Source organism: Streptomyces sp. YJ-C3, assembly GCF_053891275.1.
On sequence record NZ_CM132685.1, the window covers coordinates 5,254,368 to 5,279,588 of the forward strand.

General features: G+C 72.2%; 20 protein-coding genes and 1 pseudogene. 11 read left to right on the forward strand and 10 right to left on the reverse strand.

Features of this window, described 5'->3' with window-relative positions; translation table 11 throughout:
* Positions 1 to 138: 138 nt before the first annotated feature.
* Positions 139 to 1,434, forward strand: coding sequence for a phenylacetate--CoA ligase PaaK (gene paaK, locus ACVHNB_RS23440; protein ID WP_456225790.1), 1,296 nt, complete (start codon positions 139 to 141; stop codon positions 1,432 to 1,434).
* A gap of 102 nt (positions 1,435 to 1,536) precedes the next feature.
* Here the strand turns inward: paaK and ACVHNB_RS23445 are convergent, their stop codons facing one another.
* Complete coding sequence (locus tag ACVHNB_RS23445; protein WP_456225791.1) at positions 1,537 to 3,048, reverse strand: acyl-CoA synthetase; 1,512 nt, start codon at positions 3,046 to 3,048, stop codon at positions 1,537 to 1,539.
* Positions 3,049 to 3,165: 117 nt separating this feature from the next.
* On the opposite strand from ACVHNB_RS23445, the gene ACVHNB_RS23450 reads away from it, so the two are divergent.
* Positions 3,166 to 5,580 carry a penicillin acylase family protein gene (locus ACVHNB_RS23450; RefSeq protein ID WP_456225792.1) on the forward strand — a complete coding sequence of 805 codons (2,415 nt, stop codon included), beginning with the start codon at positions 3,166 to 3,168 and terminating at the stop codon, positions 5,578 to 5,580.
* Between the two features lie 65 nt (positions 5,581 to 5,645).
* Here the strand turns inward: ACVHNB_RS23450 and ACVHNB_RS23455 are convergent, their stop codons facing one another.
* Both ACVHNB_RS23455 and ACVHNB_RS23460 read right to left on the reverse strand, forming a co-directional pair.
* Positions 5,646 to 7,202 (reverse strand): acyl-CoA synthetase, encoded by a 1,557-nt coding sequence (locus ACVHNB_RS23455; RefSeq protein WP_456225793.1) that lies wholly within the window; start codon positions 7,200 to 7,202, stop codon positions 5,646 to 5,648.
* A 210-nt stretch (positions 7,203 to 7,412) separates the two neighbouring features.
* Positions 7,413 to 8,513 (reverse strand): NAD(P)H-dependent flavin oxidoreductase, encoded by a 1,101-nt coding sequence (locus ACVHNB_RS23460; RefSeq protein ID WP_456225794.1) that lies wholly within the window; start codon positions 8,511 to 8,513, stop codon positions 7,413 to 7,415.
* 169 nt (positions 8,514 to 8,682) lie between these two features.
* On the opposite strand from ACVHNB_RS23460, the gene ACVHNB_RS23465 reads away from it, so the two are divergent.
* Entirely contained in the window at positions 8,683 to 10,503 is a 1,821-nt protein-coding gene (locus ACVHNB_RS23465; protein ID WP_456225795.1) for a serine hydrolase, read from the forward strand.
* Between the two features lie 275 nt (positions 10,504 to 10,778).
* On the opposite strand, the gene ACVHNB_RS23470 is transcribed toward ACVHNB_RS23465, so the two are convergent.
* The 4 genes from ACVHNB_RS23470 to sigJ all read right to left on the reverse strand — a co-directional run bounded on the left by ACVHNB_RS23470 (position 10,779) and on the right by sigJ (position 16,668).
* Positions 10,779 to 12,329: a phytoene desaturase family protein gene (locus tag ACVHNB_RS23470; protein ID WP_456225796.1), complete on the reverse strand. Its 1,551-nt coding sequence runs from the start codon at positions 12,327 to 12,329 to the stop codon at positions 10,779 to 10,781.
* A 101-nt stretch (positions 12,330 to 12,430) separates the two neighbouring features.
* Positions 12,431 to 14,710, reverse strand: a complete 2,280-nt coding sequence (locus ACVHNB_RS23475; protein WP_456225797.1) for a tetratricopeptide repeat protein — start codon at positions 14,708 to 14,710, stop codon at positions 12,431 to 12,433.
* Positions 14,711 to 14,798: 88 nt separating this feature from the next.
* Positions 14,799 to 15,671, reverse strand: a complete 873-nt coding sequence (locus ACVHNB_RS23480) for an oxygenase MpaB family protein (RefSeq protein ID WP_456228932.1) — start codon at positions 15,669 to 15,671, stop codon at positions 14,799 to 14,801.
* Between the two features lie 58 nt (positions 15,672 to 15,729).
* Positions 15,730 to 16,668 (reverse strand): RNA polymerase sigma factor SigJ, encoded by a 939-nt coding sequence (gene sigJ, locus ACVHNB_RS23485; RefSeq protein WP_456225798.1) that lies wholly within the window; start codon positions 16,666 to 16,668, stop codon positions 15,730 to 15,732.
* Between the two features lie 150 nt (positions 16,669 to 16,818).
* On the opposite strand from sigJ, the gene ACVHNB_RS23490 reads away from it, so the two are divergent.
* The gene (locus ACVHNB_RS23490) at positions 16,819 to 17,901 is read left to right on the forward strand and encodes an LUD domain-containing protein (protein ID WP_428956716.1); all 1,083 of its coding nucleotides are present in this window, start codon (positions 16,819 to 16,821) and stop codon (positions 17,899 to 17,901) included.
* A gap of 19 nt (positions 17,902 to 17,920) precedes the next feature.
* Here ACVHNB_RS23490 and ACVHNB_RS23495 read toward each other — a convergent pair whose 3' ends face one another.
* Together ACVHNB_RS23495 and ACVHNB_RS23500 are read right to left on the reverse strand one after the other, a co-directional pair.
* Positions 17,921 to 19,099 carry an acyl-CoA dehydrogenase family protein gene (locus tag ACVHNB_RS23495; protein ID WP_456225799.1) on the reverse strand — a complete coding sequence of 393 codons (1,179 nt, stop codon included), beginning with the start codon at positions 19,097 to 19,099 and terminating at the stop codon, positions 17,921 to 17,923.
* A 101-nt stretch (positions 19,100 to 19,200) separates the two neighbouring features.
* Positions 19,201 to 19,695 carry a ferredoxin gene (locus ACVHNB_RS23500; RefSeq protein ID WP_456225800.1) on the reverse strand — a complete coding sequence of 165 codons (495 nt, stop codon included), beginning with the start codon at positions 19,693 to 19,695 and terminating at the stop codon, positions 19,201 to 19,203.
* A 171-nt stretch (positions 19,696 to 19,866) separates the two neighbouring features.
* On the opposite strand from ACVHNB_RS23500, the gene ACVHNB_RS23505 reads away from it, so the two are divergent.
* Positions 19,867 to 20,748: a GNAT family N-acetyltransferase gene (locus ACVHNB_RS23505; RefSeq protein WP_456228933.1), complete on the forward strand. Its 882-nt coding sequence runs from the start codon at positions 19,867 to 19,869 to the stop codon at positions 20,746 to 20,748.
* A gap of 92 nt (positions 20,749 to 20,840) precedes the next feature.
* Here ACVHNB_RS23505 and ACVHNB_RS23510 read toward each other — a convergent pair.
* A pseudogene (locus ACVHNB_RS23510) lies at positions 20,841 to 20,921 on the reverse strand (hydrophobic protein); the annotation flags it as partial.
* 60 nt (positions 20,922 to 20,981) lie between these two features.
* Here ACVHNB_RS23510 and ACVHNB_RS23515 point away from each other — a divergent pair.
* The 6 genes from ACVHNB_RS23515 to ACVHNB_RS23540 all read left to right on the forward strand — a co-directional run bounded on the left by ACVHNB_RS23515 (position 20,982) and on the right by ACVHNB_RS23540 (position 25,154).
* Positions 20,982 to 21,953: a cation diffusion facilitator family transporter gene (locus ACVHNB_RS23515; RefSeq protein ID WP_428956713.1), complete on the forward strand. Its 972-nt coding sequence runs from the start codon at positions 20,982 to 20,984 to the stop codon at positions 21,951 to 21,953.
* Between the two features lie 73 nt (positions 21,954 to 22,026).
* Positions 22,027 to 22,431, forward strand: coding sequence for a VOC family protein (locus ACVHNB_RS23520; protein ID WP_428956712.1), 405 nt, complete (start codon positions 22,027 to 22,029; stop codon positions 22,429 to 22,431).
* Positions 22,409 to 23,059: a DUF6328 family protein gene (locus tag ACVHNB_RS23525; RefSeq protein ID WP_428956711.1), complete on the forward strand. Its 651-nt coding sequence runs from the start codon at positions 22,409 to 22,411 to the stop codon at positions 23,057 to 23,059. The genes ACVHNB_RS23520 and ACVHNB_RS23525 overlap by 23 nt, the downstream gene beginning before the upstream one ends.
* 102 nt (positions 23,060 to 23,161) lie before the next feature.
* Positions 23,162 to 23,320 (forward strand): hypothetical protein, encoded by a 159-nt coding sequence (locus tag ACVHNB_RS23530; RefSeq protein WP_456225801.1) that lies wholly within the window; start codon positions 23,162 to 23,164, stop codon positions 23,318 to 23,320.
* Positions 23,321 to 23,386: 66 nt separating this feature from the next.
* Complete coding sequence (locus tag ACVHNB_RS23535; RefSeq protein WP_428956710.1) at positions 23,387 to 23,878, forward strand: response regulator; 492 nt, start codon at positions 23,387 to 23,389, stop codon at positions 23,876 to 23,878.
* A gap of 259 nt (positions 23,879 to 24,137) precedes the next feature.
* The gene (locus ACVHNB_RS23540; protein ID WP_456228934.1) at positions 24,138 to 25,154 is read left to right on the forward strand and encodes a hypothetical protein; all 1,017 of its coding nucleotides are present in this window, start codon (positions 24,138 to 24,140) and stop codon (positions 25,152 to 25,154) included.
* Positions 25,155 to 25,221 lie beyond the last annotated feature (67 nt).

Below are 25,221 nucleotides of genomic sequence, written 5' to 3' on the forward strand. Positions count from 1 at the left end.
GGGCCCGCGACAACGCCTTTGTCGACGGCTCGGGCCAACACGTCCCGTCGTATGTCTTGACGCGGGCGGCTCCGTCTTGAATTACTGACGGCCAGCAGGTCAACCGAATGATCGGTCGGGAGTTCGGGAGTGCGGTCGATGACGACGCAGTGGTGGGACGAGGGCGAGCGCCTGGACGCGGCGGAGCTGCGAGCGCTTCAGCTGGAGCGGCTGCGGGCCACGCTGGGCCGGGTGTACGAGCGGGTGCCGTTCTACCGCGAGGCGTTCGACAAGGCGGGGGTTCGCCCCGAGGACTGCACGGCGCTGGAGGACCTGGCGCGGTTCCCGTTCACGACCAAGGCGGACCTGCGGGACAACTACCCGTTCGGGATGTTCGCGGTGGACCGGGCGGACGTGCGGCGGCTGCACGCCTCCAGCGGGACGACGGGTCTGCCCACGGTCGTCGGGTACACCGAGGACGATCTGTCGATGTGGGCCGACATGGTGGCGCGGGCGATCCGCGCGGCGGGCGGCAGGCCCGGGCACAAGGTCCATGTGGCGTACGGGTACGGCCTGTTCACGGGCGGGCTCGGCGCGCACTACGGCGCGGAGCGGCTGGGCTGCACGGTCATCCCGGCGTCCGGCGGCATGACGGCCCGCCAGGTCCGGCTGATCCTGGACCTGGAACCCGAGATCATCATGGTCACGCCGTCGTACATGCTGACGCTGCTCGACGAGTTCGAGCGGCAGGGCGTCGACCCGCGGTCCACGTCCCTGAAGGTCGGCATCTTCGGCGCGGAGCCGTGGACGCAGGAGATGCGGCGGGAGATCGAGGAGCGGTGCGGCATCGACGCCGTGGACATCTACGGCCTGTCGGAGGTCGTCGGACCCGGTGTCGCGCAGGAGTGCGTGGAGACGAAGGACGGGCTGCACATCTGGGAGGACCACTTCTTCCCCGAGGTGGTCGACCCGGTCACGGGCGCGGTGCTGCCCGACGGGGAGCCCGGCGAGCTGGTCTTCACGTCCCTGACGAAGCAGGCGATGCCGGTGATCCGGTACCGGACCAAGGACCTGACGCGCCTGCTGCCGGGGACGGCACGGCCCGCGTTCCGCCGCATGGAGAAGATCACCGGCCGCAGCGACGACATGGTGATCCTGCGCGGGGTGAACCTGTTCCCGACGCAGGTCGAGGAGATCGTGCTGCGCACGCCCGGCGTGGCCCCGCACTTCCAGCTCCGGCTGACCCGCGAGGGCCGGATGGACGCGCTCACCGTCCGCGCGGAGGCCCGGCCCGACGCGACACCGGACGAGCGGACGGCCGCGGCGCGGGCCATCGCGGCGGGGATGAAGGACGGGGTCGGGGTCACGGTGACCGTCGAGATCGTCGATCCGGAGACGCTGGAGCGCTCGGTCGGCAAGATCAAGCGGATCGTCGACCTCCGTGACCACCGCTAGGGCGTGTCCGGCGGATCAGGTCGCGTCCGGGTGACCCGTGCCGTTCTGTGCCGGACCCCGCGCCCGCGACACGATCCGCCGGACAGGTCCTGGCTGCGGCGCTCACTCGGCGAACCGGTCCCTGAGCTCCCGCTTGAGGATCTTCCCGCTGGCGTTGCGCGGCAGTTCGTCCACGAAGACGACCCGCTTGGGCGCCTTGAAGCCGGGGAGCTTCTCGCGCGCGTGGGCGAGCAGGTCGGCCTCGGTGACCTCACGCGTACGGACGACGACGGCCGTCACCGCTTCGATCCACCGTTCGTCGGGCAGGCCGATCACGGCGGTCTCCGCGACCGCCGGATGCGTGTAGAGGGCGTCCTCGACCTGGCGCGAGGCGACCAGCACGCCACCGGAGTTGATGACGTCCTTCACCCGGTCGACGACGGTGAAGTAGCCCTCGCTGTCCCGCACGGCGAGGTCACCGGACCGGAACCAGCCGTCGCGGAAGGCCTCCCGTGTCTCCTCGGGCTTGTCCCAGTAGCCGTCGCACAGCTGCGGGGAGCGGTAGACGACCTCGCCGGGCGTGCCGTCGGGCACGTCCTTGCCGTCCTCGTCGACGATCTTCGCCTCGACGAACAGGACGGGCCGCCCGCACGAGTCCATCCGTCCCTCGTGCTCGTCGGGCCCGAGGACGGTGGCGAGCGGCCCGATCTCGCTCTGCCCGAAGCAGTTGTAGAAGGCGAGCCCCGGGAGCCGCGCGCGCAGCCGTTCCAGGACGGGGACCGGCATGATCGACGCCCCGTAGTACGCCTTGCGCAGCCCGCCGAGGTCCCGGGTCGCGAAGTCGGGGTGCTGGGACAGGCCGATCCACACGGTCGGCGGGGCGAAGACGCTGTCGGCCTCGCCCGTCTCGACCAGGTCGAGGATCCGCGCGGCGTCGGGGGCGTCCAGCAGCGTGTTCGTGGCGCCGACCGCGAGGTAGGGCAGCAGGAACACGTGCATCTGCGCCGAGTGGTACAGCGGCAGCGAGTGGACGGGGCGGTCCGTGTCCTTCAGATCGAGCGCGTGGATCGCGCTGACGTACTCGTGGACGAGGGCCCGGTGCGACATCCGGGCGCCCTTGGGCAGCGCCGTCGTCCCGGAGGTGTAGAGGAGCTGGACGAGGTCGTCGGCGCCCGGCTGCCGCGCGTCGTAGGGGGTGGCCGCCGCGAGACGCGCCAGCAGGGAGTCGTCCGCGTCGCGCAGCGCCAGGGTCCGGACGCCCTCGGGCAGGCGGCCGGCGAGGTCGGGGTCGCTGAGCACGAGCGCGCTGCCGGACTGCCGGACGATGTACGTGAGGTCGTCGCCGGTCAGGTTCTGATTGACGGGTACGTGCACAAGGCCCGCGCGGGCACAGGCCAGGAACCCGACGAGGTACGCGTCGGAGTTGTGCCCGTAGGCGCCGACCCGGTCGCCGGGGTCGAGCCCCAGGCCGCGCAGGACGCCTGCCGCGCGCGAGACGGCGTCGTCCAGTTCCTCGTACGTCCAGGTGCGCGGCCCGTAGCGCAGGGCGACGCGCGCCGGGGTGCGGCGGGCGCTGCGTCGCAGGACCCCGTCGACGGTGCTGCCTGCCGCTTCGGCTGCCGGTGACCTCGTCATGGCGTGATCCTGTGCGGTGTCGGACGCCAGGTCAAGACGTGTGCGCACGACGCTCTGCAGGCGACATACCGATTGGTACGCTCAACCGCCCCTGTCCGCACTGCAGTTGGGAGCACGATGCGTACCCGTCTGAGACAACGGCGCCTCATGGTCGTCGGGACCGCTCTGCTGACCGCGCTCACCGCCACGGCCTCGCTGCCCTCGGCGGCGGCCGACCGGCACGACCGTCCGCACGGTGGCGGCCTGTCCGCCACGATCCGCTACACCGAGTACGGCATTCCCCACGTCCTCGCCAAGGACTACGCGAACCTCGGTTTCGGCACGGGCTGGGCGCAGGCCGCGGACCAGGTGTGCACGCTCGCCGACGGTTTCCTGACCGTACGGGGCGAGCGCTCGCGCTGGTTCGGGCCGGACGCCGCGCCCGACGGGTCGCTCTCCTCGGCGGCCAAGAACCTCTCCAGCGACCTGTACTTCCGTGGCGTGCGGGACACGCACACGGTGGAGAAGCTGCTCGCCACACCCGCTCCGGCCGGGCCCAGCAGGGACGTCAAGGACGCGATGCGCGGCTGGGCCGCCGGGTACAACGCGTGGCTGAAGCAGAACCGGATCACCGACCCGGCGTGCAAGGGCGCGGACTGGGTGAAGCCGGTGACGACGCTGGACGTGGCGGCGCGCGGTTTCGCGATCTCGGTGCTCGGCGGGCAGGGACGCGGCATCGACGGCATCACGGCGGCGCAGCCGCCGACGGCCGGCGCCGAGGGGAAGGCGGCGCCGTCGAAGTCCGAACTGGCGGACGCCGCGCGCGCGTTGTTCTCCCAGGACGACTCCGACATGGGCTCGAACGCGGTGGCGTTCAGCGGCGAGACGACGGCGAACGGGCGCGGTCTGCTGCTCGGCAACCCGCACTACCCCTGGCAGGGCGGCCGCCGCTTCTGGCAGTCGCAGCAGACGATCCCGGGTGAACTGGACGTCATGGGCGGCTCGTTGCTCGGCACCACGGGGATCTCCATCGGCCACAACGCGCACGTCGCGTGGAGCCACACCGTCGCGACGGGCGTCACCCTGAACCTGCACCAGCTGACCCTCGCCCCGTCCGACCCGACGGCGTACGTGGTGGACGGCAAGCGGGAGAAGATGACGAAGCGGACCGTGACGGTGCCGGTGCGGGGCGGCGCCGACGTGACGCGGACGCAGTGGTGGACCCGCTACGGCCCGGTCGTCACCTCGCTCGGCGCCCAGCTCCCCCTCCCCTGGACGGCGACGACGGCGTACGCGCTGGGCGACCCGAACGCGCTCAACATGCGGGCCTCGGACACCGCGCTCGGCTTCAGCAAGGCGCGCTCGACGGACGACGTGCTGCGGGCGCTGCGCCGCACCCAGGGCATCCCCTGGGTGAACACGATCGCCGCCGACTCGAAGGGCCACTCGCTGTTCACGCAGTCACAGGTCCTGCCCCGCATCACCGACGACCTGGCGGCGCGCTGCTCGACGCCGCTCGGCAAGGTCACCTACCCGGCGTCGGGGGTCGCCGTGCTGGACGGTTCGCGCGGGGACTGTGCCCTCGGCAGGGACAAGGACGCGGTGCAGCCGGGCATCTTCGGCCCCTCGCGGATGCCGGTCCTCAAGGACGCCCCGTACGCGGAGAACTCCAACGACAGCGCCTGGCTGGCCAACGCGGACCGGCCGCTGACCGGGTACGAGCGGGTCTTCGGAACGGTCGGCACGCAGCGTTCGATGCGGACGCGCGGCGCGGTCGAGGACGTCGCGGCGATGGCCGGCCGGGGCGGGCTGACGGTCGCGGATCTGCAGAAGCAGCAGTTCGCCGACCGGGTACCGGCCGGGGACCTGGCGGCGGCCGACACGGCGAAGGCGTGCGCGGCGCTGCCGGGCGGCTCGGCAACAGGCAGCGACGGCAGGGCAGTTGACGTAACGCAGGCGTGCACGGTCCTGGCAGGCTGGGACCGGACCATGAGCACCGGCAGCCGGGGCGCGCTGCTCTTCGACCGGTTCTGGCGGAAGCTGACGGCGACCGTCGCGGCGGACAAGCTGTGGAAGGTGCCGTTCTCGGCCGCCGACCCGGTGCGCACGCCGAACACCCTCGACACCCGGCAGCCCGGATTCGCGACGGCGCTCGCCGACGCGGTGGCCGAACTGCGGGGCGCGGGCATCGCGTTGGACGCGAAGCTCGGCGACGCCCAGTTCGTGGTGCGCGGCGGTGAGCGGATCCCGGTGCACGGCGGCACGGAGTCGCTCGGCGTGTGGAACAAGGTCGAGCCGACCTGGGACGCGAAGGGCGGCGGCTACACGGAGGTCGTGCACGGCTCCAGTTACATCCAGGCCGTCGGCTGGGACGGCGGCCGCTGCCCGGTGGCACGCACGCTCCTGACGTACTCCCAGTCGTCGAACCCGGACTCGCCGCACTACAGCGACCAGACGCACCTCTTCTCCGGGAAGAAGTGGGTCACGGAGCGCTTCTGCGAGCAGGACATCCTGCGCTCGCCCGCGCTGAAGGTGGTACGGGTGCGCGGCTGACCCGTCGGGAGGGGAGGCCCTGCCTCCCCTCCCCCGCGCCTGCTCCGCGTCGCCCTCGTCCAGGATCAGACGGCCCGGGTCCGCCCTTCCCAGTACGGGTCCCGCAGCCGGCGCTTGTAGAGCTTGCCGTTGGGGTCGCGGGGCATCGTCTCGATGAAGTCGACGCTCTTGGGGCGCTTGTAGCCCGCGAGCTGCGTCTCGCAGTGGGCGAGGATCTCGGCGGCGAGGGCGTCGCCGGCCTCGCGGCCCTCGGCGACCTCCACCACGGCCTTCACCTCCTCGCCCCAGTCGTCGTGCGGGATGCCGAACGCGGCCGCGTCGGCGACGGCCGGATGGGTCAGGAGCGCCGACTCGATCTCGGCGGGGTAGATGTTGACGCCACCGGAAATGATCATGTCGATCTTGCGGTCGCGGAGGAAGAGGTAGCCGTCCTCGTCGAGGACGCCCAGGTCACCGACGGTGAAGAAGTCGCCGATGCGGTTCTTCTTCGTCTTGGTCTCGTCCTTGTGGTACGAGAATCCGCCGGTCTTCATCTGCATGTAGACGGTGCCGAGTTCTCCGGCGGGCAGCCGGTTCCCGTCGTCGTCGAAGACGGCCAGCTCACTGATGGGCCAGGCCTTTCCGACCGTGCCCGGTTTCTTCAGCCAGTCCTCGGCGGTGGCGAAGGAGCCGCCGCCCTCGCTCGCCGCGTAGTACTCCTCGACGCAGGTGCCCCACCAGTCGATCATGGCGCGTTTGACGTGGTCGGGGCAGGGCGCGGCGCCGTGGATGGCGTGCCGCATGGAGGTCACGTCGTAGCGGTCCTTGACCTCCTGCGGGAGCGCGAGGAGGCGGTGGAACTGGGTCGGCACCATGTGCGTGTGCGTGCACCTGTGGGTGTCGATGACACGCAGCATCTCCTCGGGCGCCCACTTGTCCATGAGGACGACGGGGTGCCCGATGTTCAGTGCGGCGCCCGCGAACTGCAGTACCGCCGTGTGGTAGAGCGGCGAGCACACGAGGTGCACGTTGCCGTCGAACGGCTTGATGCCGAAGATCCCGAGGAATCCGCCGAGGTAGGCCTCCTCGGGGAGCTTGTCCTGCAGGGGGCGGCGGATGCCGCGCGGGCGTCCCGTCGTGCCGGACGTGTAGTTCATGACCCAGCCGAGCGTCCGGCCGTCCGGGGCCGACTCCCGCTGTCCGTCGAGGAGTTCGGCGTAGGGACGGAAGGTGTCGACGTCCCCGACGGCGTACCGGTGCGTCGCGGGCAGCCCGGCCTCGTCGGCGGCGGCCCGCGCCTGCTCGGCGAAGCGCTCGTGGGCGATCAACACCTTCGCCCCGGAGTCGGCGACGATCCAGGCGATCTCCGGTCCGACCAGGTGGTGGTTGACGGGCACGAGATAGAACCCGGCCTGCGAGGCGGCGAGGTAGGCGGTGAAGAACTCGACGCCGTTGGGGAGGACCACGGCGAAGGCGTCGCCGCGTTCCATCCCGGCCTCGCGCAGGCCGTGCACCATCTGGTTGACGGTCGCGTGGAGCCGGCCGGCGCTCCATTCCTCGCCGTCCGGGGCGTGCAGGACGGTGCGGTCGGGATTCTCGGCGGCCTGGGCCCAGAAGCCGTTCGGGGGGTTCTGGTCGGACATGGGGTACGTCCCTTCTGCGGGTGGGTGGTCATCGGCTTCTCGTCTGCCGGGGGCCGTGCGATGCCGGGTGCGGGTCCGGTGGGGCTTCTCGCGCGGTTCTCCGGGCGTTCGATGAGGCGGCAGCGAAGCTGCGCGTCCCAGGGGCGCGGGGAACCGCGCGAGAAGCCCCATCGGACCCGCCCCACAACCTGACCGCACTCCTGCGGCGCGCTACCTCCCCGCGATCCGGTTGACCCGGTCGATGGCCCGCTCGAAATCCCGGGTCAGGTCGTCGAAGACCGCCTGGACGCTGCGTTCCTCGTTCATCCGGCCCACGATCTGGCCGACCGGGGTGCCGAGCAGCGGCTCCACCTCGTACTTCTGGATCCGCGAGACCGCCTCGGCGACGAGCAGCCCCTGCAGCGGCATGGGCAGTGTGCCGGGCCCCGACGGGTCGTCCCAGGCGTCCGTCCACTCCGTACGCAGCTGGCGCGCCGGTTTGCCGGTCAGCGCGCGGGAGCGCACTGTGTCACCGGAGCCCGCGGCGAGCAGTTTGCGAGTGAGGGCGGGCGAGTGCATGTCGGCTTCCGTCGTGGTCAGCCAGACCGAGCCGAGCCAGACACCCTGTGCGCCGAGCGCGAGCGCGGCCGCGATCTGCCGGCCGCTGCCGATGCCGCCCGCGGCCAGCACCGGCAGCGGGTCGACGGCCTCGACGGCCTCGGGGGTCAGCACCATCGACGCGATCTCGCCGGTGTGGCCGCCCGCCTCGTAGCCCTGGGCGACGACGATGTCGATGCCCGCGTCGGCGTGCTTGCGGGCGTGCCGGGCGCTGCCCGCGAGGGCGGCGACGAGGACGTCGTGCTCGTGGGCGCGCGCGATGACGTCCGCCGGGGGTGAACCGAGGGCGTTGGCGAGGAGTTTGATCGGATAGTCGAAGGCGACGTCGAGTTGGTTGCGGGCGACCTGTTCCATCCAGCCGGTGATCCGCCAGCCGGACGCCTCGCCCGCGGCGAGCTCGGGCACCCCGTGCTTGGCGAGGGTGTGCTGGACGAACTGGCGGTGCCCTTCCGGGATCATCGCCTCGACGTCGGCCTCGGTGACGCCCTCGACCTTCTTCGCGGGCATGACGACGTCGAGCCCGTAGGGGCGGCCGTCGGCGTGCGCGTGCAGCCAGTCCAGGTCGCGGGTGAGGTCTTCGGGTGCGGTGTAGCGGACCGCGCCGAGCACGCCGAAGCCTCCGGCCCTGCTGATGGCGGCGGCCACCGCAGGGAACGGCGTGAAGCCGAAGACGGCGTGCTCGATCCCCAGTTTCTTGCTCAGCTCCGTCTGCATGCGCGCAGGATGCCGCAGCGGACCGGCCGACGGAAGAGCTTTTCTGATGCAGCGTCAGATTCTTCACGGGCCGGTCACCGGACACGGGTGGTTGACACAGGGCGGCGCTGACATGAAAGTTTCACCCGTCGCGGAAGATCCCGAAAGATACTTTCAGGAGGGCCCGTTCATGGCCGCAGAGACCGGAGAGACCGGAGCAACCCAAGCAGCGGACAGACCCGGCGGCGCAGGAGCCGGACTCACCCGGCGCCGGCTCGCCGGGGCCGGTCTGGCCCTGGGCGGCGCGCTCGCCCTCGCCCCCTTCCCGGCCGGCCCCGCCGCGGCCGCCGGGCAGCCGACACAGCGGCGGCGCCCCACTCTGCGCCGGGGCTCCCCCGAACGCGCGGGCCTGCTCGCCGGCCATCTGCGCCAACTGGTCGCGGACGCCGAGAAGTTCCTCGGCCCGTCCCCCAAGCATCCGTGGTACGCCGGTGCGGTGCTGCTCGCGGGCCGCGGCGGCACGGTGGCGCTGCACCAGCCGATCGGCAAGGCGGTGCGCTACTCGCGCTACGACGAGACGACGGACACGGGGGTCGAGTTCCCCGCGGACCAGCAGATCGGCATGGCCGAGGACACCGTCTTCGACCTGGCCTCGGTGTCGAAGCTGTTCACGTCGATCCTCGCCGTGCAGGAGATCGAGCGCGGCGCGCTGGAGCTGGAGGCCGAGGTCGCCTCGTACCTGCCGGACTTCGCGGGCGCGGGCAAGCAGGACGTGACGATTCGTCAACTCCTGACGCACACCTCGGGTTTCCGGTCCTGGATCCCGCTCTACAAGGAGTCCACGCGCGAGGGGCAGCTCCGTCTCATCTGGAACGAGGCCCTGCTCAACCCGCCCGGCACCGCCTACCTCTACTCGGACCTCAACCTCATCTCGCTCCAGCTGGTCCTGGAGAAGCTCACCGGCGAGACCCTCGACGCGCTGCTGCGCGGGCGGATCACGGAACCGCTCGGCATGACGCGCACCCGCTACAACCCGCCCGCCTCCTGGAAGCCGAGGATCGCGGCGACGGAGGACGAGCGGGCGCCGTGGTCGGGCCTGGACCGGGGCCTGGTGTGGGGCGAGGTGCACGACGAGAACGCGTTCGGGTTCGGCGGCGTCGCGGGCCACGCCGGCGTCTTCTCCTGCGCGTGGGACCTGGCGGTCCTCGGCCGGACGCTGCTCAACGGCGGGGTGTACGGCAGCGCCCGCATCCTCTCCGAGAAGTCCGTGGAGCTGATGTTCACGGACTTCAACACGGCCTTCCCCGGCGACGAGCACGGCCTGGGCTTCGAGCTCTACCAGCACTGGTACATGGGCGCGATGGCGACGCCGCGCACGGCGGGCCACACGGGATTCACCGGCACCTCGATCGTGCTCGACCCGACGACGGACTCGTTCCTCATCGTGCTGGGCAACTCCGTGCACCCCGTGCGCACCTGGCGATCCGGCTCCGCTCCCCGGGTCGCCACGGCCAACAACATGGCGCGCGCCGTCGCGGTGCGTCCCGCGCACGGACGTACCGCCTGGTTCTCGGGCATGGCCGGCGCCACGTCGGCCACCCTGACCCTGCCGGACCTGCGCCTCTCCTCGCCCGACGCACGTCTGACGTGCGCCCTGTGGTGGGACACGGAACCGCACTCCGACTTCCTCTTCCTTGAGGTGTCGACGGACGGCGGCTCCAGCTGGAAGCCTCTTCCCTTCACCACGGACCGTGCCGACGACCACCCGTCGGGCGCGGTGGACGGCTACGCGGGCCGCGCCTGGCACCGTCTGTCCGCGGACCTCGGCGGCTTCGGCTCGGCGTCCACCCGGGTGCGCTGGCGGTACACGACCGACCAGCTGTACGTGGGACGCGGGGTCTACGTGGACGGTGTGCGGGTCACCGACGGCCACCGGATCGTCTTCGACGAGGCCCGCCCGGCCGACTCGTCCCGGATCGACGCGGTGGGCTGGACGGAGGCCCAGGACTGATCCGGCGCCACCCCACGAACCCGGTGGGCGGCTCGGGTGCGGCGAGCAGTTCCCGGGCCGTCGCACGGCCGAGCTCCGCGGACTCCTTGTCGCCGCACTCGCTGGTGGCGGCGCCCGGCCAGACCACCGCCGAGGCCGGGTCGACGCCGCCCTCCTCCAGCGCCGCGCGGAACCCGCGCAGCCGCTCGCGCCGGTCGACACTGCTGACCGAGCCGGAGAGGTCTGTCCCTCGTCCACCGTCTTCGCGGCCTGACCCGGAGCGGGGTCACCGGCTCTCAGCGGCCGAGCACCGCCATGGCCGCGTTGTGCCCGGGGATACCGCTGACCCCGCCGCCGCGCACCGCTCCGGCGCCGCACAGCAGCACGTTCGCGTGGGCGGTCTCCACGCCCCAGCGGCCCGTGCCGTCCTGTGCGTACGGGAAGGACAGGGCCCGGTGGAAGATGTTGCCGCCGGGCAGGCGCAGGTCCCGCTCCAGGTCGAGCGGGGTCTTCGCCTCGATGCAGAGACGGCCGTCGGCGTCCTCGGCGAGGCAGTCGGCGAGCGGCTCGGCGAGGTGGGCGTCGAGCTGCGCGAGGGTGGCCTTCAGGAGGTCCGCGCGGGCGGTGTCGTTGTCCTGCGTGAACAGGCGTGCCGGGGTGTGCAGCCCGAAGAGGGTGAGGGTCTGGTAGCCGCGGGCGACGAGGTCCGGGGCGAGGATCGTCGGGTCGGTCAGGGAGTGGCAGTAGATCTCGGAGGGCGGCGCGCTCGGCAGGGAGCCGGCGGCCGCCTCGGCGTACGCGGTCGCCAACTGGCCGTACCCCTCGGCCACATGGAACGTCCCGGCGAACGCCTCGCGCGGGTCGACCGCGGTGTCCTTCAGCCGGGGCAGCCGCTTGAGCAGCATGTTGACCTTGAGCTGGGCGCCTTCGGCAGGGGCGGGCGGGGTGTCGCCGAGGAGCCGGGCGAGGTCCTGCGGGGAGGCGTTGACGAGGACGTGCCGGGCGGCGACCGCGCCCTCGCCGTCCTCGGTGCGGTACGTGACCTCGGCCCGCTGTCCGTCGGTCTCGATCCCGGTGACCTCGTGGCCGGTGACGAGGTGGGCACCCGCCGCACGGGCCGCGGCGGCGAGCGCGTCGGTGAGCGCGCCCATGCCGCCCACGGGCACGTCCCAGTCGCCCGTGCCGTTGCCGATCACGTGGTAGAGGAAGCAGCGGTTCTGGGCCAGGGACGGATCGTGGGCGTCGGCGAACGTGCCGATCAGCGCGTCGGTCAGGACGACGCCGCGCACCAGGTCGTCCTCGAAGGACTCCTCGACACCGACCCCGAGGGGCTCCTCGAAGAGCAGCCGCCAGGCCGCGTCGTCCCCGATCCGCTCCCGCAGCGCGGCACGGCTCGGCAGCGGTTCGGTGAGGGTGGGGAAGACGCGTTCGGCGACCTGCCGGGTGGTCTCGTAGAACCGGGTCCACGCCGCGTACTCGCGCTCGCCTCCCGTCAGCCGGGCGAAGGAGTCCCGGGTGCGGTCGGCCCCGCCGCCGACGAGCAGCCCCGTCGGGCGGCCGTCGCGGACGGTCGGCGTGTACGAGGACACGGTGCGCTGCCGCACGGCGAAGTCGAGCCCCAGCTCGGCCACGATCTTCCTGGGGAGCAGGCTGACCAGGTACGAGTACCGGGAGAGGCGGGCGTCCACGCCGGGGAAGGGCCGGGTGGACACGGCGGCGCCGCCCGTCCGCCCGAGGCGTTCGAGCACGGTGACGGTGCGGCCGGCACGGGCGAGATAGGCGGCGGCGACGAGACCGTTGTGGCCGCCTCCGACGATGACGACGTCGTACTGATCTTTTACGGGCATGGCTCTTGGTAGCACTCCTCGCAGCGGAATCAAGCCCCGCAGGCCGTATCGAGCCCCTCCGGCGATTGAGGAGCGGGGTCCGGGGCGGAGCCCCCGGGGCATCAGCCGCGGTTCTGCCCGCGCTGCCTCAGCGCCGCGGCACGCCGGTACAGCTCGGCGGCCTCGCCGCTCCGCCCCAGCTGCTCCAGACAGTGCGCCTCATCGTTCCTGCTGGCCAGGGAGTCCACATGGGCCTCCCCGAGAACCCGCTCCCTGGCGGCAGCCACCGTGCGGTACTCGACGAGCGCGTCCTGCCACCGCCCCAGCCAGCCGAGACCGACCGCCACCTCCCGGTGACTGATGAGGGTGTCGACGTGGTCGGGGCCCAGGACCCGCTCACGGATCGCGCACACGTCGCGGGCCTCGGCGAGCGCCTCCTCCCAGCGGGCCATGCGGCCGAGGTTGACGCCGAGGCCGTGCCGGGCGCGCAGCGTCTCGGGGTCGCTGGGGCCGCTGACCCGGGCGCGGTCGTCGATCAGGTCGCGGTAGAGCGTGAGCGCCTCCGCGCTGCGTCCGAGCCGGCCCAGGCTGATGCCCACCTCGTACCGCGCCGCCAGGGTGTCCGGGTGGTCGGCGCCCAGCGCCTGCGCCCGGGCCTCGGCCACTTCGCGGTAGGTGCGCAGGGCCTCGCTCCAGCGCCCCAACTGGCCCAGTGTGTAGCCGACTTCGCAGCGGGTGACGAGCGTGTCGGGGTGGTCGGCGCCGAGCACGCGGGCCCGGGCGTCGGCGACCTCGCCCGCCATCCGGTACGAGTCCTCCAGGCGTCCGAGCCGGCTGAGGTTGAAGGCGAGGTTGTGGCGGCAGCGCAGGGTGTCGGGGTGATCGGGCCCCATGACGCGCTCGCGCGCCGCGAGGACCGCCGTGTACGCCTCGTGCGCCTCGAAGTGCCGGCCCAGCTTGCCCAGCACGTACCCCACTTCCTGGCGCGCCCCGAGCGTCTCGGGGTGGTCGGGGCCGAGCGCCCGCTCGCGCCCCTCGACCACGCGCCGGTACTCGCGCAGCGCGTCGGCGGCGCGCCCGGTGCGGCTCAGCGAGAAGGCGACCTCGTAGCGGCTGGCGAGGGTGTCGGGGTGATCGGGGCCGAGCGCGTGCTCCCGTTCGGCGGCGACCGCGCGGTGCACCTCGCCGGCCTCGGTCCAGCGGCCGAGCCGGCCGAGGCTGAGGCCCGCGTGGTGCCGGGAGGCGAGCGTGGCCAGCAACTCCGGTGCCGGTGCGGGGCGTTCGGACCGCTCACCCGATGCCGTCCGGGTTCCGGCGGCGGGCCGCGGGACCCAGTCACCGGCGAGGCCGGACGCGGTGTCGGGAGGGGTGACGCGCAGTCCCGGTCCGCCGGTGGCCTTGTGGCCGGTGCTCATGCCGCGCGTCCAGGACGGCAGGCGAGGCTCGCGCGGGCCCGACGGCCCGGTGCCGGTCTGCGGGTCCGGGCGGAGTGCGATCTGCGGGGCGCGCACCGTCGGCACGTACGCTCCGCGCGCCGAGCGTCCGGTGGCGATGCGACGCCCCAACTCCCGTGCGTCGCCGGGGCGTTCCTCGGGGTCCTTGGCGAGCAGGTCGAGGATGATCCGGTCGACGTAGAGAGGCAGTTCGGGCCGGTGGCTGCGGGGCGGCTCGGGCGGGGTGTCCCGGTGTCCGACGAGGACGGCCCACGCGTCGTCCAGGTCGAACGGCGGCGCGCCCGTGGCGATCTCGTACAGCACGCACCCCAGCGAGTACAGGTCGCTGCGCTGGTCGACGTGGATGCCGCCGATCTGCTCGGGGGACATGTAGTGCGGGGTGCCCATGGCGATGCCGGTGCCGGTGAGCCGGGCGGTGAAGCCGATGTCGTGGCCGAGGCGGGCGATGCCGAAGTCGCAGATCTTCGCCGTGCCGTCGGCCAGGCGCACGATGTTGGCGGGCTTCAGGTCGCGGTGCACGATGCCCTGTTCGTGGGTGTAGGCGAGGGCGGACGCGACCTGCTCGGCCATGTCGACGACGTCGTCCACGGCCAGCGGATGATGCCGGTTGTCCTCCAGGAGCTGACTGAGGTTCCTGCCCTCCAGGAGCTCCATCACCAGATACAGGACGCCCTCGTACTCGCCGAAGTCGTGCACGACGGTGATGCCGCGGTGCTGCAGCGCCGCCGCGACCCGCGCCTCTCTGCGGAAGCGCTCCCGCAGCACGCGGGTGAAGGACTGGTCCCGCTGCGGTCCGAGCGGCTTGAGGCACTTCACGGCGACGTGCCGCCCGAGCGACTCGTCGCGGGCACGCCGCACCTCGCCCATGCCGCCGCGGCCGATGCGCTCAAGCAGCCGGTACCGCCCGTGGATCAGCCTGATGCTCCCGGTCTCCCCCGACTCCGCCATGTCCCGCTGTCGCCCCCCGTAGCCTCGCTGCGCCCTCCCCGGCGGGCTCCGTCGTCACCGCCGGACAGACACGGGCGTGACGACGGGCCTAGTCCAGTATGGCTACCCATCTGCCGACTTTGTACGGTGCCGGGCGGGCGTCGGGGCCGAGTCTCGCCATGGCGCGCAGGATGTGTTTCGGGGGCAGTTGCCAGCGCACGCGGGCGGGAACGCAGCGCAGCGCCGTGCCCGTGGCGCGCAGGCGGCGGGTGACGACCGCGGGGGCGGGAGCGGGCCGTCCGTACAGGTCATGGGCGTGGGGCGGCAGTGCGGCGTACGCCAGATTGGCCACCCGCCGCCACAGCGCCTCGCGCGCCGGGACCAACAGCGCCTGGGTGGGCGGTCGTTGCAGGAAGTCGTCGACGACGCGGGCCTCCGGACCGGCGGCCAGTTCAGGCCGCACCTTCTCGAAGTACTCCCGCACCTCACTCTGGCTCGAAGGGACTTCGTCCGGGTCGAGGCCGACGAGGCGGGCGCTGGTGCGGTGCTCAGCGACGTACCGGTCGGCCTGGGCCTCGGTGAGCCTGAAGCCGGAGCGTCGCGCCACGTGCAGGTAGGAGTCGATCTCGGCGCAGTGCACCCACAGCAGCAGCCCGGGCTCGTCGACGCCGTACCGCTCCCCCGTGTCCGGGTCCGTGGCCGAGAGCATGCTGTGGATCTTGCGGACCCGCGCGCCCGCCTTCTCCGCCGCCTCGGTCGTCCCGTACGTGGTGGTCCCGACGAAGCTCGCGGTCCGCATCAGCCGGCCCCAGGCATCGCGCCGGAAGTCCGAATTCTGCATGACGCCGCGCACCGCGCGAGGGTGCAGCGCCTGGAGGTACAGGGCTCGCACGCCCGCCACCCACATCATGGGGTCGGCGTGCATCTGCCAGGTCACCGAGTCGGGCCCGAACAGCCCCGGATCCGCCGCACCCGCCCGCATCACGCGCGCCTCCTGTCGTCACCCTGGCCGACACGACCAGCTTACGCAGCCGTCGGTCTCAGCCGGTCCGCCAGGGACGGAGCTTCTCCGGGTTCCGCACCGCCCAGATGCGCCTGATCCGGTCGCCCGTGACCTCGAACGCGAACACGGTCACGAGCGTGCCGTCCTGCCGCGCCGCCAGGCCGGGCAGGCCGTTGACCGTGCATTCCAGGAACGTGGTGCGCTCACCCGACACCCGGGCGATCTCGGCGTAGGCGCGGGCGATCCGCTCTCCGCCCACGATCGGGTGCAGGTGGGTGACGGCCAGCCCGCCGCCGTCGGCGGTCGCGGTGGCGTCGGGGTCGAGCAGGCCGATCAGGGCTTCGATGTCCTGGGCCTGCCACGCCGTTCTGAACCGCCTGACGATGCCGGCCTGCCCGGCGCCCGGCCCCGCCGGGGTCCGCGCGGTGCGGATGCGGCGGCGGGCGGACGAGGCCAGCTGACGGCAGGCCGCCGGGGTGCGCCCGACGATGTCGGCGACCTCGCCGAAGGGATAGCGGAAGACGTCGTGCAGGACGAACGCGACGCGTTCGGCCGGGGTCATCGTGTCGAGGACGACCAGGAAGGCCATCGTCACCGACTCGTCGAGGGTGATCCGGTCGGCCGGGTCGGTCCCGCCGGCGCCGGAGGGACCGGTGATCCACTCCGTGGGTTCGGGCAGCGGCTCCGGGATCCAGCTGCCCACGTACGTCTCCCGCCTGGCCCGCGCCGAGCCGAGCAGGTTCAGGCAGATGCGGCCGGCGACCGTCATCAGCCAGGCGCCGGGCACCTCGATGTCCTGCCGCTCCCGTGCGGACATGGCGTACCAGCGGGCGTAGGTCTCCTGCACGACGTCCTCGGCGTCGGCAAGGGACCCGAGGAGTCGATAGGCGAGATTGATCAGCCGGCGCCGCTCGCTCATGATCGCGTCGAGGCCCGGATCGTCCTGATCGTCGCAGTGCTCTGCTCTGGTGGTCATCGTCTCGCCGTCTCCCTCGCCCGCTCCCGTGCCACTACCCGGTACGACAGGACAGCCCACCGGAATGTGAGGCCGAGGTGCCGCCTCACATTCCGCGCGGCTGCGTTGTCGTACCGGCGAGGACGACAACCAGAGGGAGAGGGGACGTCGATGCACGACTTCCAGGCCGTCGCGGACCGCGTCGAGATCGAGGCGCTGCGCGGCGAGTTCACCGACGCGGCGATGATGCGCGACCGGCCCCGCCTGGCGTCGCTGTTCACACCGGACGGCGTGCTGCGCATGCCCGACATCCCCGTCGAGCAGATCGGCCGCGAGGAGATCAGGGCCGGGGGCGAGCGGCTGCAGAGCCAGTGGGACTTCTTCGTACAGACCACCCACCCCGGCAGCATCGTGCTCGACGGCGACACCGCGACGGGCCGCGCCTACATCCATGAGCTCGCGCGGACCCTCGACGGACGCCAAGGTCTGAACTACGCCGTCTACCACGACCGTTACCGGCGCACCGCGGAGGGCTGGAGGTTCGCCGAGCGGGTGTACGAGGTCAGGTACCTCGACACCTCCCCGCTGGCGGGCACGGCACCCCGTGCGGCGCGGGGCGGCACCGGGACCGGCCCGGCTGAGGCCGCGTCGTTCACCGACCCGGCACCGGCCGAACGACTGGAGCGGGTGGCCGCCGCGCTGCGCGCCGGCGGCTTCGCCACCGAGATCCTCGACGACGCGGCGGCAGCACGCGTCCGCGTCAGGGACCTGATCCCCGAGGGGGCCGGCGTGTTCACCGGGGCCAGCGAGACGCTCCGGCTGTCGGGGATCGACGAGGACATCAACACCGGCGGCCGGTACGACGCGATCAGGCCGCGCCTGCTGGCCATCGACCGTGCCACCGGCGCCGACGAGATCCGACGGCTGGCCGCGAGCCCCGATGTCGTCGTCAACAGCGTCGCCGCGGTCACCGAGACCGGCTCGCTCGTTCTCGCCTCGGGCAGCGGCAGTCAGCTCCCGGCCAACGCGGGCGGCGCCGCCCACGCGATCTGGATCGTCGGCGCGCAGAAGGTCGTGCCCGACCTGAGCACGGCCCTGCGCCGCGTCGAGGAGCACGCCCTCCCGCTGGAGAACGCCCGCGCCCGGGCGGCGTACGGGATGCCCAGCGCCGTCAACCGCCTGCTCGTCCTCAACGCGGAACCCCGCCCGGGGCGCGGCACCGTCCTGCTGCTCCGAGAAGCCATCGGTTACTGATACGAACCACAGAAGTGACCTAGCGGCGCACCCGCGGCATCCCGAGTCCGATCCACGAGATGATCTCCCGCTGGATCTCGTTGTTGCCGCCGCCGAACGTGAAGATGACGGCCGACCGGTAGCCGCGTTCCAGTTCACCGTGGAGCACGGCGCCCGCGCTGCCCTCCTTCAGGGCGCCCGCGGCGGCGACCACCTCCATCAGCCAGGCGTACGCGTCGCGGCGTGCTTCGGAGCCGTAGACCTTCACCGCGGATGCGTCCTGCGGCATGAGGGTGCCTTCCTGGACGGCGTTCACCATCTGCCAGTTGAGGAGTTTCATCGCGTCGAGCTTGGTGTGGGTCTGGGCGAGCCGCTTCCTGACCCAGCCGAGGTCGATGACGCGGCGGCCGTCGGCGAGCTTGGTCTCCATGGCCCAGCGCTGGACGTCGTGCAGGGCGCGGATGGCCATGGTGCCGTGCGCGGCGAGGGTGACGCGTTCGTGGTTGAGCTGGTTGGTGATCAGGCGCCAGCCCTTGTTCTCGTCGCCGACGCGGCGCGCGGCGGGCACGCGGATGTTCTCGTAGTAGCTCGCCGTCGTGTCGTGCGAGGCGAGGGTGTTGATGACGGTGCAGGTGTAGCCCGGGTCGGAGGTCGGGACGAGCAGCATCGTGATGCCCTTGTGGGGCGGGGCGTCGGGGTCGGTGCGGACGGCGAGCCAGACCCAGTCGGCGGTGTCGCCGTTGGTCGTCCAGATCTTCTGCCCGTTCACGACGTAGTCGTCGCCGTCCCTGACCGCGCGGGTCTTGAGGGCGGCGAGGTCGGTGCCCGCGTCCGGTTCGCTGTAGCCGATCGCGAAGTCGAGCTCGCCCGAGAGGATCTTCGGCAGGAAGAACTCCTTCTGTTCCTCCGTGCCGAACTGCATGATCGTCGGGCCGACCGTGTTGAGCGCCATCAGCGGCAGCGGTACGCCCGCCTGGGCCGCCTCGTCGAAGAAGATGAACTGTTCCATCGGGGTCAGGCCCCGGCCGCCGTACTCCTTGGGCCAGCCGACCCCGAGCCACCCGTCGGCGCCGAGCCGGCGCACGGTCTCGCGGTAGAAACGCTTCTGGGCGGCCGGGTCCTCGTAGCGTGCGTACGCGTTGTCGGGCACGAGGTCGGCGAAGTAGGCGCGCAGCTCGGTGCGCAACTGCTGCTGCTCAGGCGTGTATTCGAGGTGCACGGCCCCTCCTGGCGGTCAACTGGGCGGCGTCGGCGCGGGTTTGACGGCGCACACAGTAGAACGCGTTCCAGAAATAGGGAATGCCGGGGACGGATCGGCCGTCAGTCGAGGATCGCCAGGAAGTCGGTACAGGCCCGCGCGCAGGCACGGCACTGCTCGGCGCAGTGCGCGGCGTCGGGGACCACGTCACAGGCGTGCGCGCCGTCCAGTACGACCGCGCGGCACCACTCGACCTGGAGCCGGAGCGCGTACTCGTCCTGGTGTGCGTCCTCCGCCAGGAGCCGGCAGGTCGCGTCGCAGACCTCGACGCACAGCAGCAGGGTGCGCCGCAGCCCGTGTCTGGCCCCGGCCCGACCGGCGTCCCGTTCCGCCGCGAGCCGGACGGGGCCGTGCGCCGGCGGGACGATGGGGCCCGGCTCGACGGAGCTGACGAACAGGGCGCCGACGCGGGCGCACTCGGCGCAGCTCTGGGCGCAGGCGAACCGGTCCTCGAGGAAGCGGACGAGGTCGTCCTTCGGCGTCTCGGTCATCAGGGCGGGGTCAGCGGCCTCGGTGGTCTCGGTGCGGAGGTACGGATACTTGTTCGTGGAGGCCACAGGCCCGGCTCCTCTCCAGGGGACGTCTGCTCGCGCAGGCGGGTAGCCGGATCCCGGGTCCCCAAACCGGGCGGCCGGACGCCGTCGCGGTAATTCCTTTGCGGCCCACGGTCCACGGGGTTACGTTCTGCCCGCCCCATCGCCACCGACTCAGGAGTGCCCTTGCCGCACGTGCCGCCGCAGCCGACCCCGCTCATCGATCCGCATGCCACGGCGGGCACGCGTCGCCTCGTCTGGCTGGCGCAGGACGCGCAGGGCGATCCCGTGGGGACGGCGTCGCTGCGCCTGTTCGACCGCGACGGGCAACGGCATCTGGCCGAGCTGGTGATCCGGGTGCATCCGGCCGAGCGGCGCGCGGGAGTGGGCTCCCGATTGCTCACGGCCGCCGTCGGCGCCGCCCGCGAGGACGGCCGGCGCTCCGTGCTCGCCTCGGCGGACGGCGACTCCCCCGGTGAACTCTTCCTGGCGGCGCGGGAGTTCCGCAGAGTGCTCCGTCTGACGTACTCGCGGCTCGTGCTCGCCGACGCGGATGTCCCGGCCCTCACGGCGGCGGCCGGGCGGGTCCCCGCCGGCTACCGGCTCGTGGAGTGGGACGGCACGGTCCCGGACGCCCTGGCCGCGTCGTTCGCGGCGTCGCGCCGGGCCATGGACGACATGCCGATGGACGACGCCGACCACGGCCGCGTCGAGTGGGACGTGGCGCGGGTACGAGCCGTCGCCGAGGCCGTGGCGCGCCGCGGCGACCTGCTGCACACGGCCGCCGCGATCGACACGGCGGACGGTTCGGTGGCCGGATTCACGGAGCTGGTCGTGCCGGGCGCCCGCGAGGGCGACGGGGAGCACTACGGCACGGGGGTGCTGCCGGAGCACCGGGGCAGGGGGCTGGCCCGCTGGATGAAGGCGGATCAGATCCTGCGGGTGCGCGAGCGCCATCCCCGGCTGACCGGGCTCGTCACGGACACCGCGGACAGCAATACGCCGATGCGCACGGTCAACGACGCGCTCGGCTACGTACCGACGCATCGCTCGTGCACCTACCAGCTGGACCTCTAGCGGCACAACACCCCCATCGGGCCTGACGCCCGGCGGGGGCTTCGTCCGCACGGTTCACCGGATCTTGGTTTACGGGACCGGGCTCCGGTTACTCACCATCGGTACCAGCGCGACCGCGATCCGCCTTCGGTCGTGCCGCGTACCAGGAATCCGAGCAGCCACAGAACCAGGACGAAAGCCATCACAGTCATTCCCTCTCTGCGCACCGAGTCCCGGCAAACGCCCCTCATACAATGCGAGTTGACGACGTGAGCGAGAACACGAAGTCCGGCACGTCCGAGGACCGCAGGACCCGGCTGACGGTCCTGGTGGCCCTCGCCGCCAATCTGCTCATCGCCGTGGCGAAGGCGGTCGGCGGTCTGATCGCCGCGTCTCCCGCGCTGCTGTCGGAGGCGGCGCACTCGGTGGCCGACAGCCTCAACGAGGTGTTCCTCCTCGCGGCGCTGCGCCGCAGCCGCCGCCCCGCGGACCACCGGCATCCCTTCGGGTACGGCAAGGAGCGGTTCTTCTGGTCGCTGCTGGCCGCGGTCGGCATCTTCGTGATGGGCGGCTGCTTCTCCTTCTTCCAGGGCTTCGAGGCGCTGACGACACCCGCCGCCGAGGAGTCCCGCACGGGCTATGTCGCCGGGCTCGTGGTCCTCGGCGTGGCACTGCTCGCCGAGGGCGCCTCCCTGGTCCGTGCCGTCCACCAGGTCAGGGCGCAGCCCGGCGAGGGCGTCGGCGCCGACCCCGCGCTGCGCACGGTCCTCGCCGAGGACAGCACGGCGGTGGCCGGGGTGCTGCTGGCCGCGGGTGGCATGGTGCTGCACAGGGTGACGGGCGACATCGTCTGGGAGGCGTCGGCGTCGCTGGCGATCGGCGTGCTCCTGGTGTACGTCGCGTACCGCCTCGGCAGGAGCGCGCGAGACCAGCTGATCGGCGAGGCCGTCGATCCGGAGCTGCGCCGCGGCATCCGCGAACTCCTGGACGCACAGCCGGAGATCGACTACCTGGCGGCGCTGCACACGATGCGCCTGGGCATGGACTCGACGCTCGTCGCGGCCCGCGTCGATCTGACGCCCGGGATCGACAGCGAGCGCCTGGAACTGGTCAGCGAGCGCATCAAGCGCAGCATCCGGAACACCTGGCCCGAAGCGGATCAGGTGTTCCTCGACGTGGTGGAGGTGCCGCGCCGGGTACGTGACCGGCCCCCGGCCACCAGGTGATTCGGGGGGACGAACGCGGGTACTCGCGGAGCCATGGCGAGCGCCGGCCTCGTCGGCGGGCAGGGGAGGTCCCATGAGCCAGGTGGAATCGGCGGTGCTGGTCCTGGACTGTGCGGAGCCGGAGGAGCTCGCGGAGTTCTACCGGGTGCTGCTCGACGGCGAGCTCGAGCGGCCGGCCGGCGACAACCGCATCGAGCTCGTCGGAGCGGGCGGCACCCGCATGGCGTTCCGCCTCGACCTCAATGCCGCCCCGGCCAGCTGGCCGCGCCCCGACGACTCCCAGCAGGCCCACCTGGACCTGCTGGTGGCCGTGGAGCACCTGGACGAGGTGGAACGCCAGGTGATCGGGCTCGGCGCGCGGCCGCTGGAGACGCGTGGCAACGTGGGACGGACCGAGACGCGTCTGTACTGCGACCCCGCCGGCCATCCGTTCTCCCTGCGCAGTGTGAGGGACCGTGCGCAACCGAAGTCGAACTGACCGAGAAGCGAGCGGCTCCCGCCCGGACCACCGACCGGGCGAGCCCACGGCGGGGGCGAGGGGGCCCCGGCGCGGCCGGAGCGAGTCCGTCGAGGAGCGGGCCGACCGGCAGTGGTCGGAGCTCATCCAGGAGCTGCGGGTGGCCCTGACCGGGGTGCAGATCCTCTTCGGATTCCTGCTCACCGTGGTGTTCACCCCGCGCTTCCCGGACCTCTCCGACACCGATCGCACCATCTACATCGTGACGGTCGTCCTCGGGTCCGCGGCGACGGGCGCCCTGATCGGCCCGGTGTCCTTCCACCGGCTGGTCACCGGTCGACGGATCAAACCGCAGGCGGTGGCCTGGGCCTCCCGCCTGACCTTCGTGGGACTCGTGCTGCTGCTGTGCACGCTGGTGTCGGCGCTCTTCCTGATCCTGCGCATCGCGATGCACGACCCGTTCGCCCCCGTGCTCGTCGCCGTGCTCCTGGCCTGGTACCTGCTGTGCTGGTTCCTGCTGCCCGCCTGGGCACGCGCCCGCTACACGGAAGAGGACACCGAAGACACCGAGGACGCCGAGGATGACCAGGCCGTCGAGTACGCCGGCGAGGGCGCCGAGGACGGCAGCAAGGACCCGAGCGCCACTTGACGCACTGTGCGCACCTTCGATCGCTCGATGAACACAAAAGACCGTCTGCCTAGCCGTCTACAAGCCGAATCAGCCCACATTCGCCCGAGAAGAGGTCTCAACATGAACGAACGACTACGCGCACCGCACCCCGCGGAGACCAAGCACGAGGTCAGAGGCCGCATCCGCACCTGCCGCCCGGCCCACCGCGACGGACGCGATCCCTCCGAACCCGACAGGGACCGGGATCCGGACTGGAATCTGGTGCGCGGAGAGGACTGAGACCCCTCTTCCGCCGCCCGCGTTCCGGCATATGCTGTCGGTGCCGAAGAGGGGAGGCACCCGGCGATGCCCACCGCTGCACGGCCCAGAATCCTGCTCGTCGACGATCGCGACGACACCCTGTTCGCCATGGAGAGCGCCCTCGCCCCGCTCGGCTATCCGGTGGACCGGGCGAACACCGGGGACGACGCCCTCAAGGCGGTCCTGCGCGGCGGCGTCGCGGTGGTCCTCCTGGACGTCCTGATGCCCGACGTCAGCGGCTTCGAGGTCGCTCATTACATGGCGCGCCTGGAACAGACCCAGGACATCCCGATCATGATGATCACCGGCGCCGGACAGGACCCCGCGCTCGCCGCCAGAGCCTTCGAGCTCGGCGTCGCCGACTACGTCGTCAAGCCCATCGAGCCGTGGGTGATGCGGACGAAGGTCCGCTATCTGTACGAGACGAGCCAGCGCCTGCGCGTATTGCGGGAGCGGCTGCGTGCGTACGACGACGACGGATCACCCCCCGCCCCGGCGGCCGGCTTCGAAGGCCACCCCCTGCCCCGGCCGGCCTGACCCCGCCCCCTCTTCCGCCCGCGACGGTGTCGATGCTCACACCAGGTCAGGGGCGACCTCCCAGCATGTGGTTGTACAGTACAACTTGGTTAAGAGTTGTATAAGCCAACCTATGGAGGTCCTGCCCATGCCCGCCGACCACAGAGCTCAGCGGCCCGAGAGCGCGGGTGCCGTACGCGGGGTGGTACGCGGGGCGGCGAACGGCGCGCACAACCCGGCGCTGCGCCACGTCCTGACGCATCTGCTCACCCCGCTCCTGATGTGCGTGGGCATGGGGCTCGCCTACCTCGGCGCCTTCGCGTCGCCCGAGCCGCACCATCTGCCGGTCGCCGTCGTCGGCTCCGGTCCGCAGGCCAAGGTGTTCGCGCAGACCGTGAAGGACAAGGCGGGCGACGCCCTCGACGTGCGCACCCTCGGCACCCGCGCCGCCGCGGTCGACCAGCTCAGGACGCGGGACATCGACGGCGCGTACGTGCTCGGCGGCAAGGCGCCGGAACTGATCGTCGCGTCGGCGGGCTCCGACACGACGGTCTCCGTGGTCGAGAAGATCTTCACGCCCGTCGCCGCGCAGCGGGGCGAGCCGCTCGAGGTGACGGACGTGGCGCCCCCGGTGTCCGACGACCCGACGGGGCAGGGCCTGTTCTTCCTGCTCGTCGCGCTGAGCATCGGCTCGTACGCCTCGGTGGCGGTCCTGGGCGGCGCCGGGGCCGCGCTGCGGATGCGGACGCGGGCGCTCCTCGCGGTCGGCGTCTCCGCGGTGGTGAGCCTGATCGGCGCGGCGTTCGCGGGGCCGGTCTTCCACCTCGCGCACACGAACCTGTGGGGCCTGTGGGGCATGGCCTGGGTGTACTCCGCGGGGATCCTGCTGATCGGCGTCGGTCTGCACACGTTCCTGAAGCGGTGGACGACGCTCGCCGTGATGGTGCTGTTCGTGATGCTCAACTTCACGAGTTCCGGCGGCATCTTCCGCCCCGAGCTGCAGAACGGGTTCTTCGGGAGCCTGCACGCCTTCTGGAACGGCGCCGGCTTCGTCGAGGGCGCCCGCAGCCTCCTGTATTTCGACCACTACGGCCTGGGCCGCTACGTGTGGACGCTCGTGGCGTGGCTCGCGGTGGGCGCGGTCGTGCTCGCGGTCGCTGCGCTGGCCGAACGGCGCCGGGAGCGGGCAGTCGTTGTGACCGCGGCCGCCGACCCGGCCCCCACGGCCCCGGCCACCGACCCGGCCGCGCAGGAAGCCGATGTCGAGGAGGAGCTGGAGGAGACCGTCGGCGTCTGACGCGCCGCTCCCCCGCACGGCACGGTGCCCCGCGCTCGTCGAGAGCGCGGGGCACCGTCGCGTACGT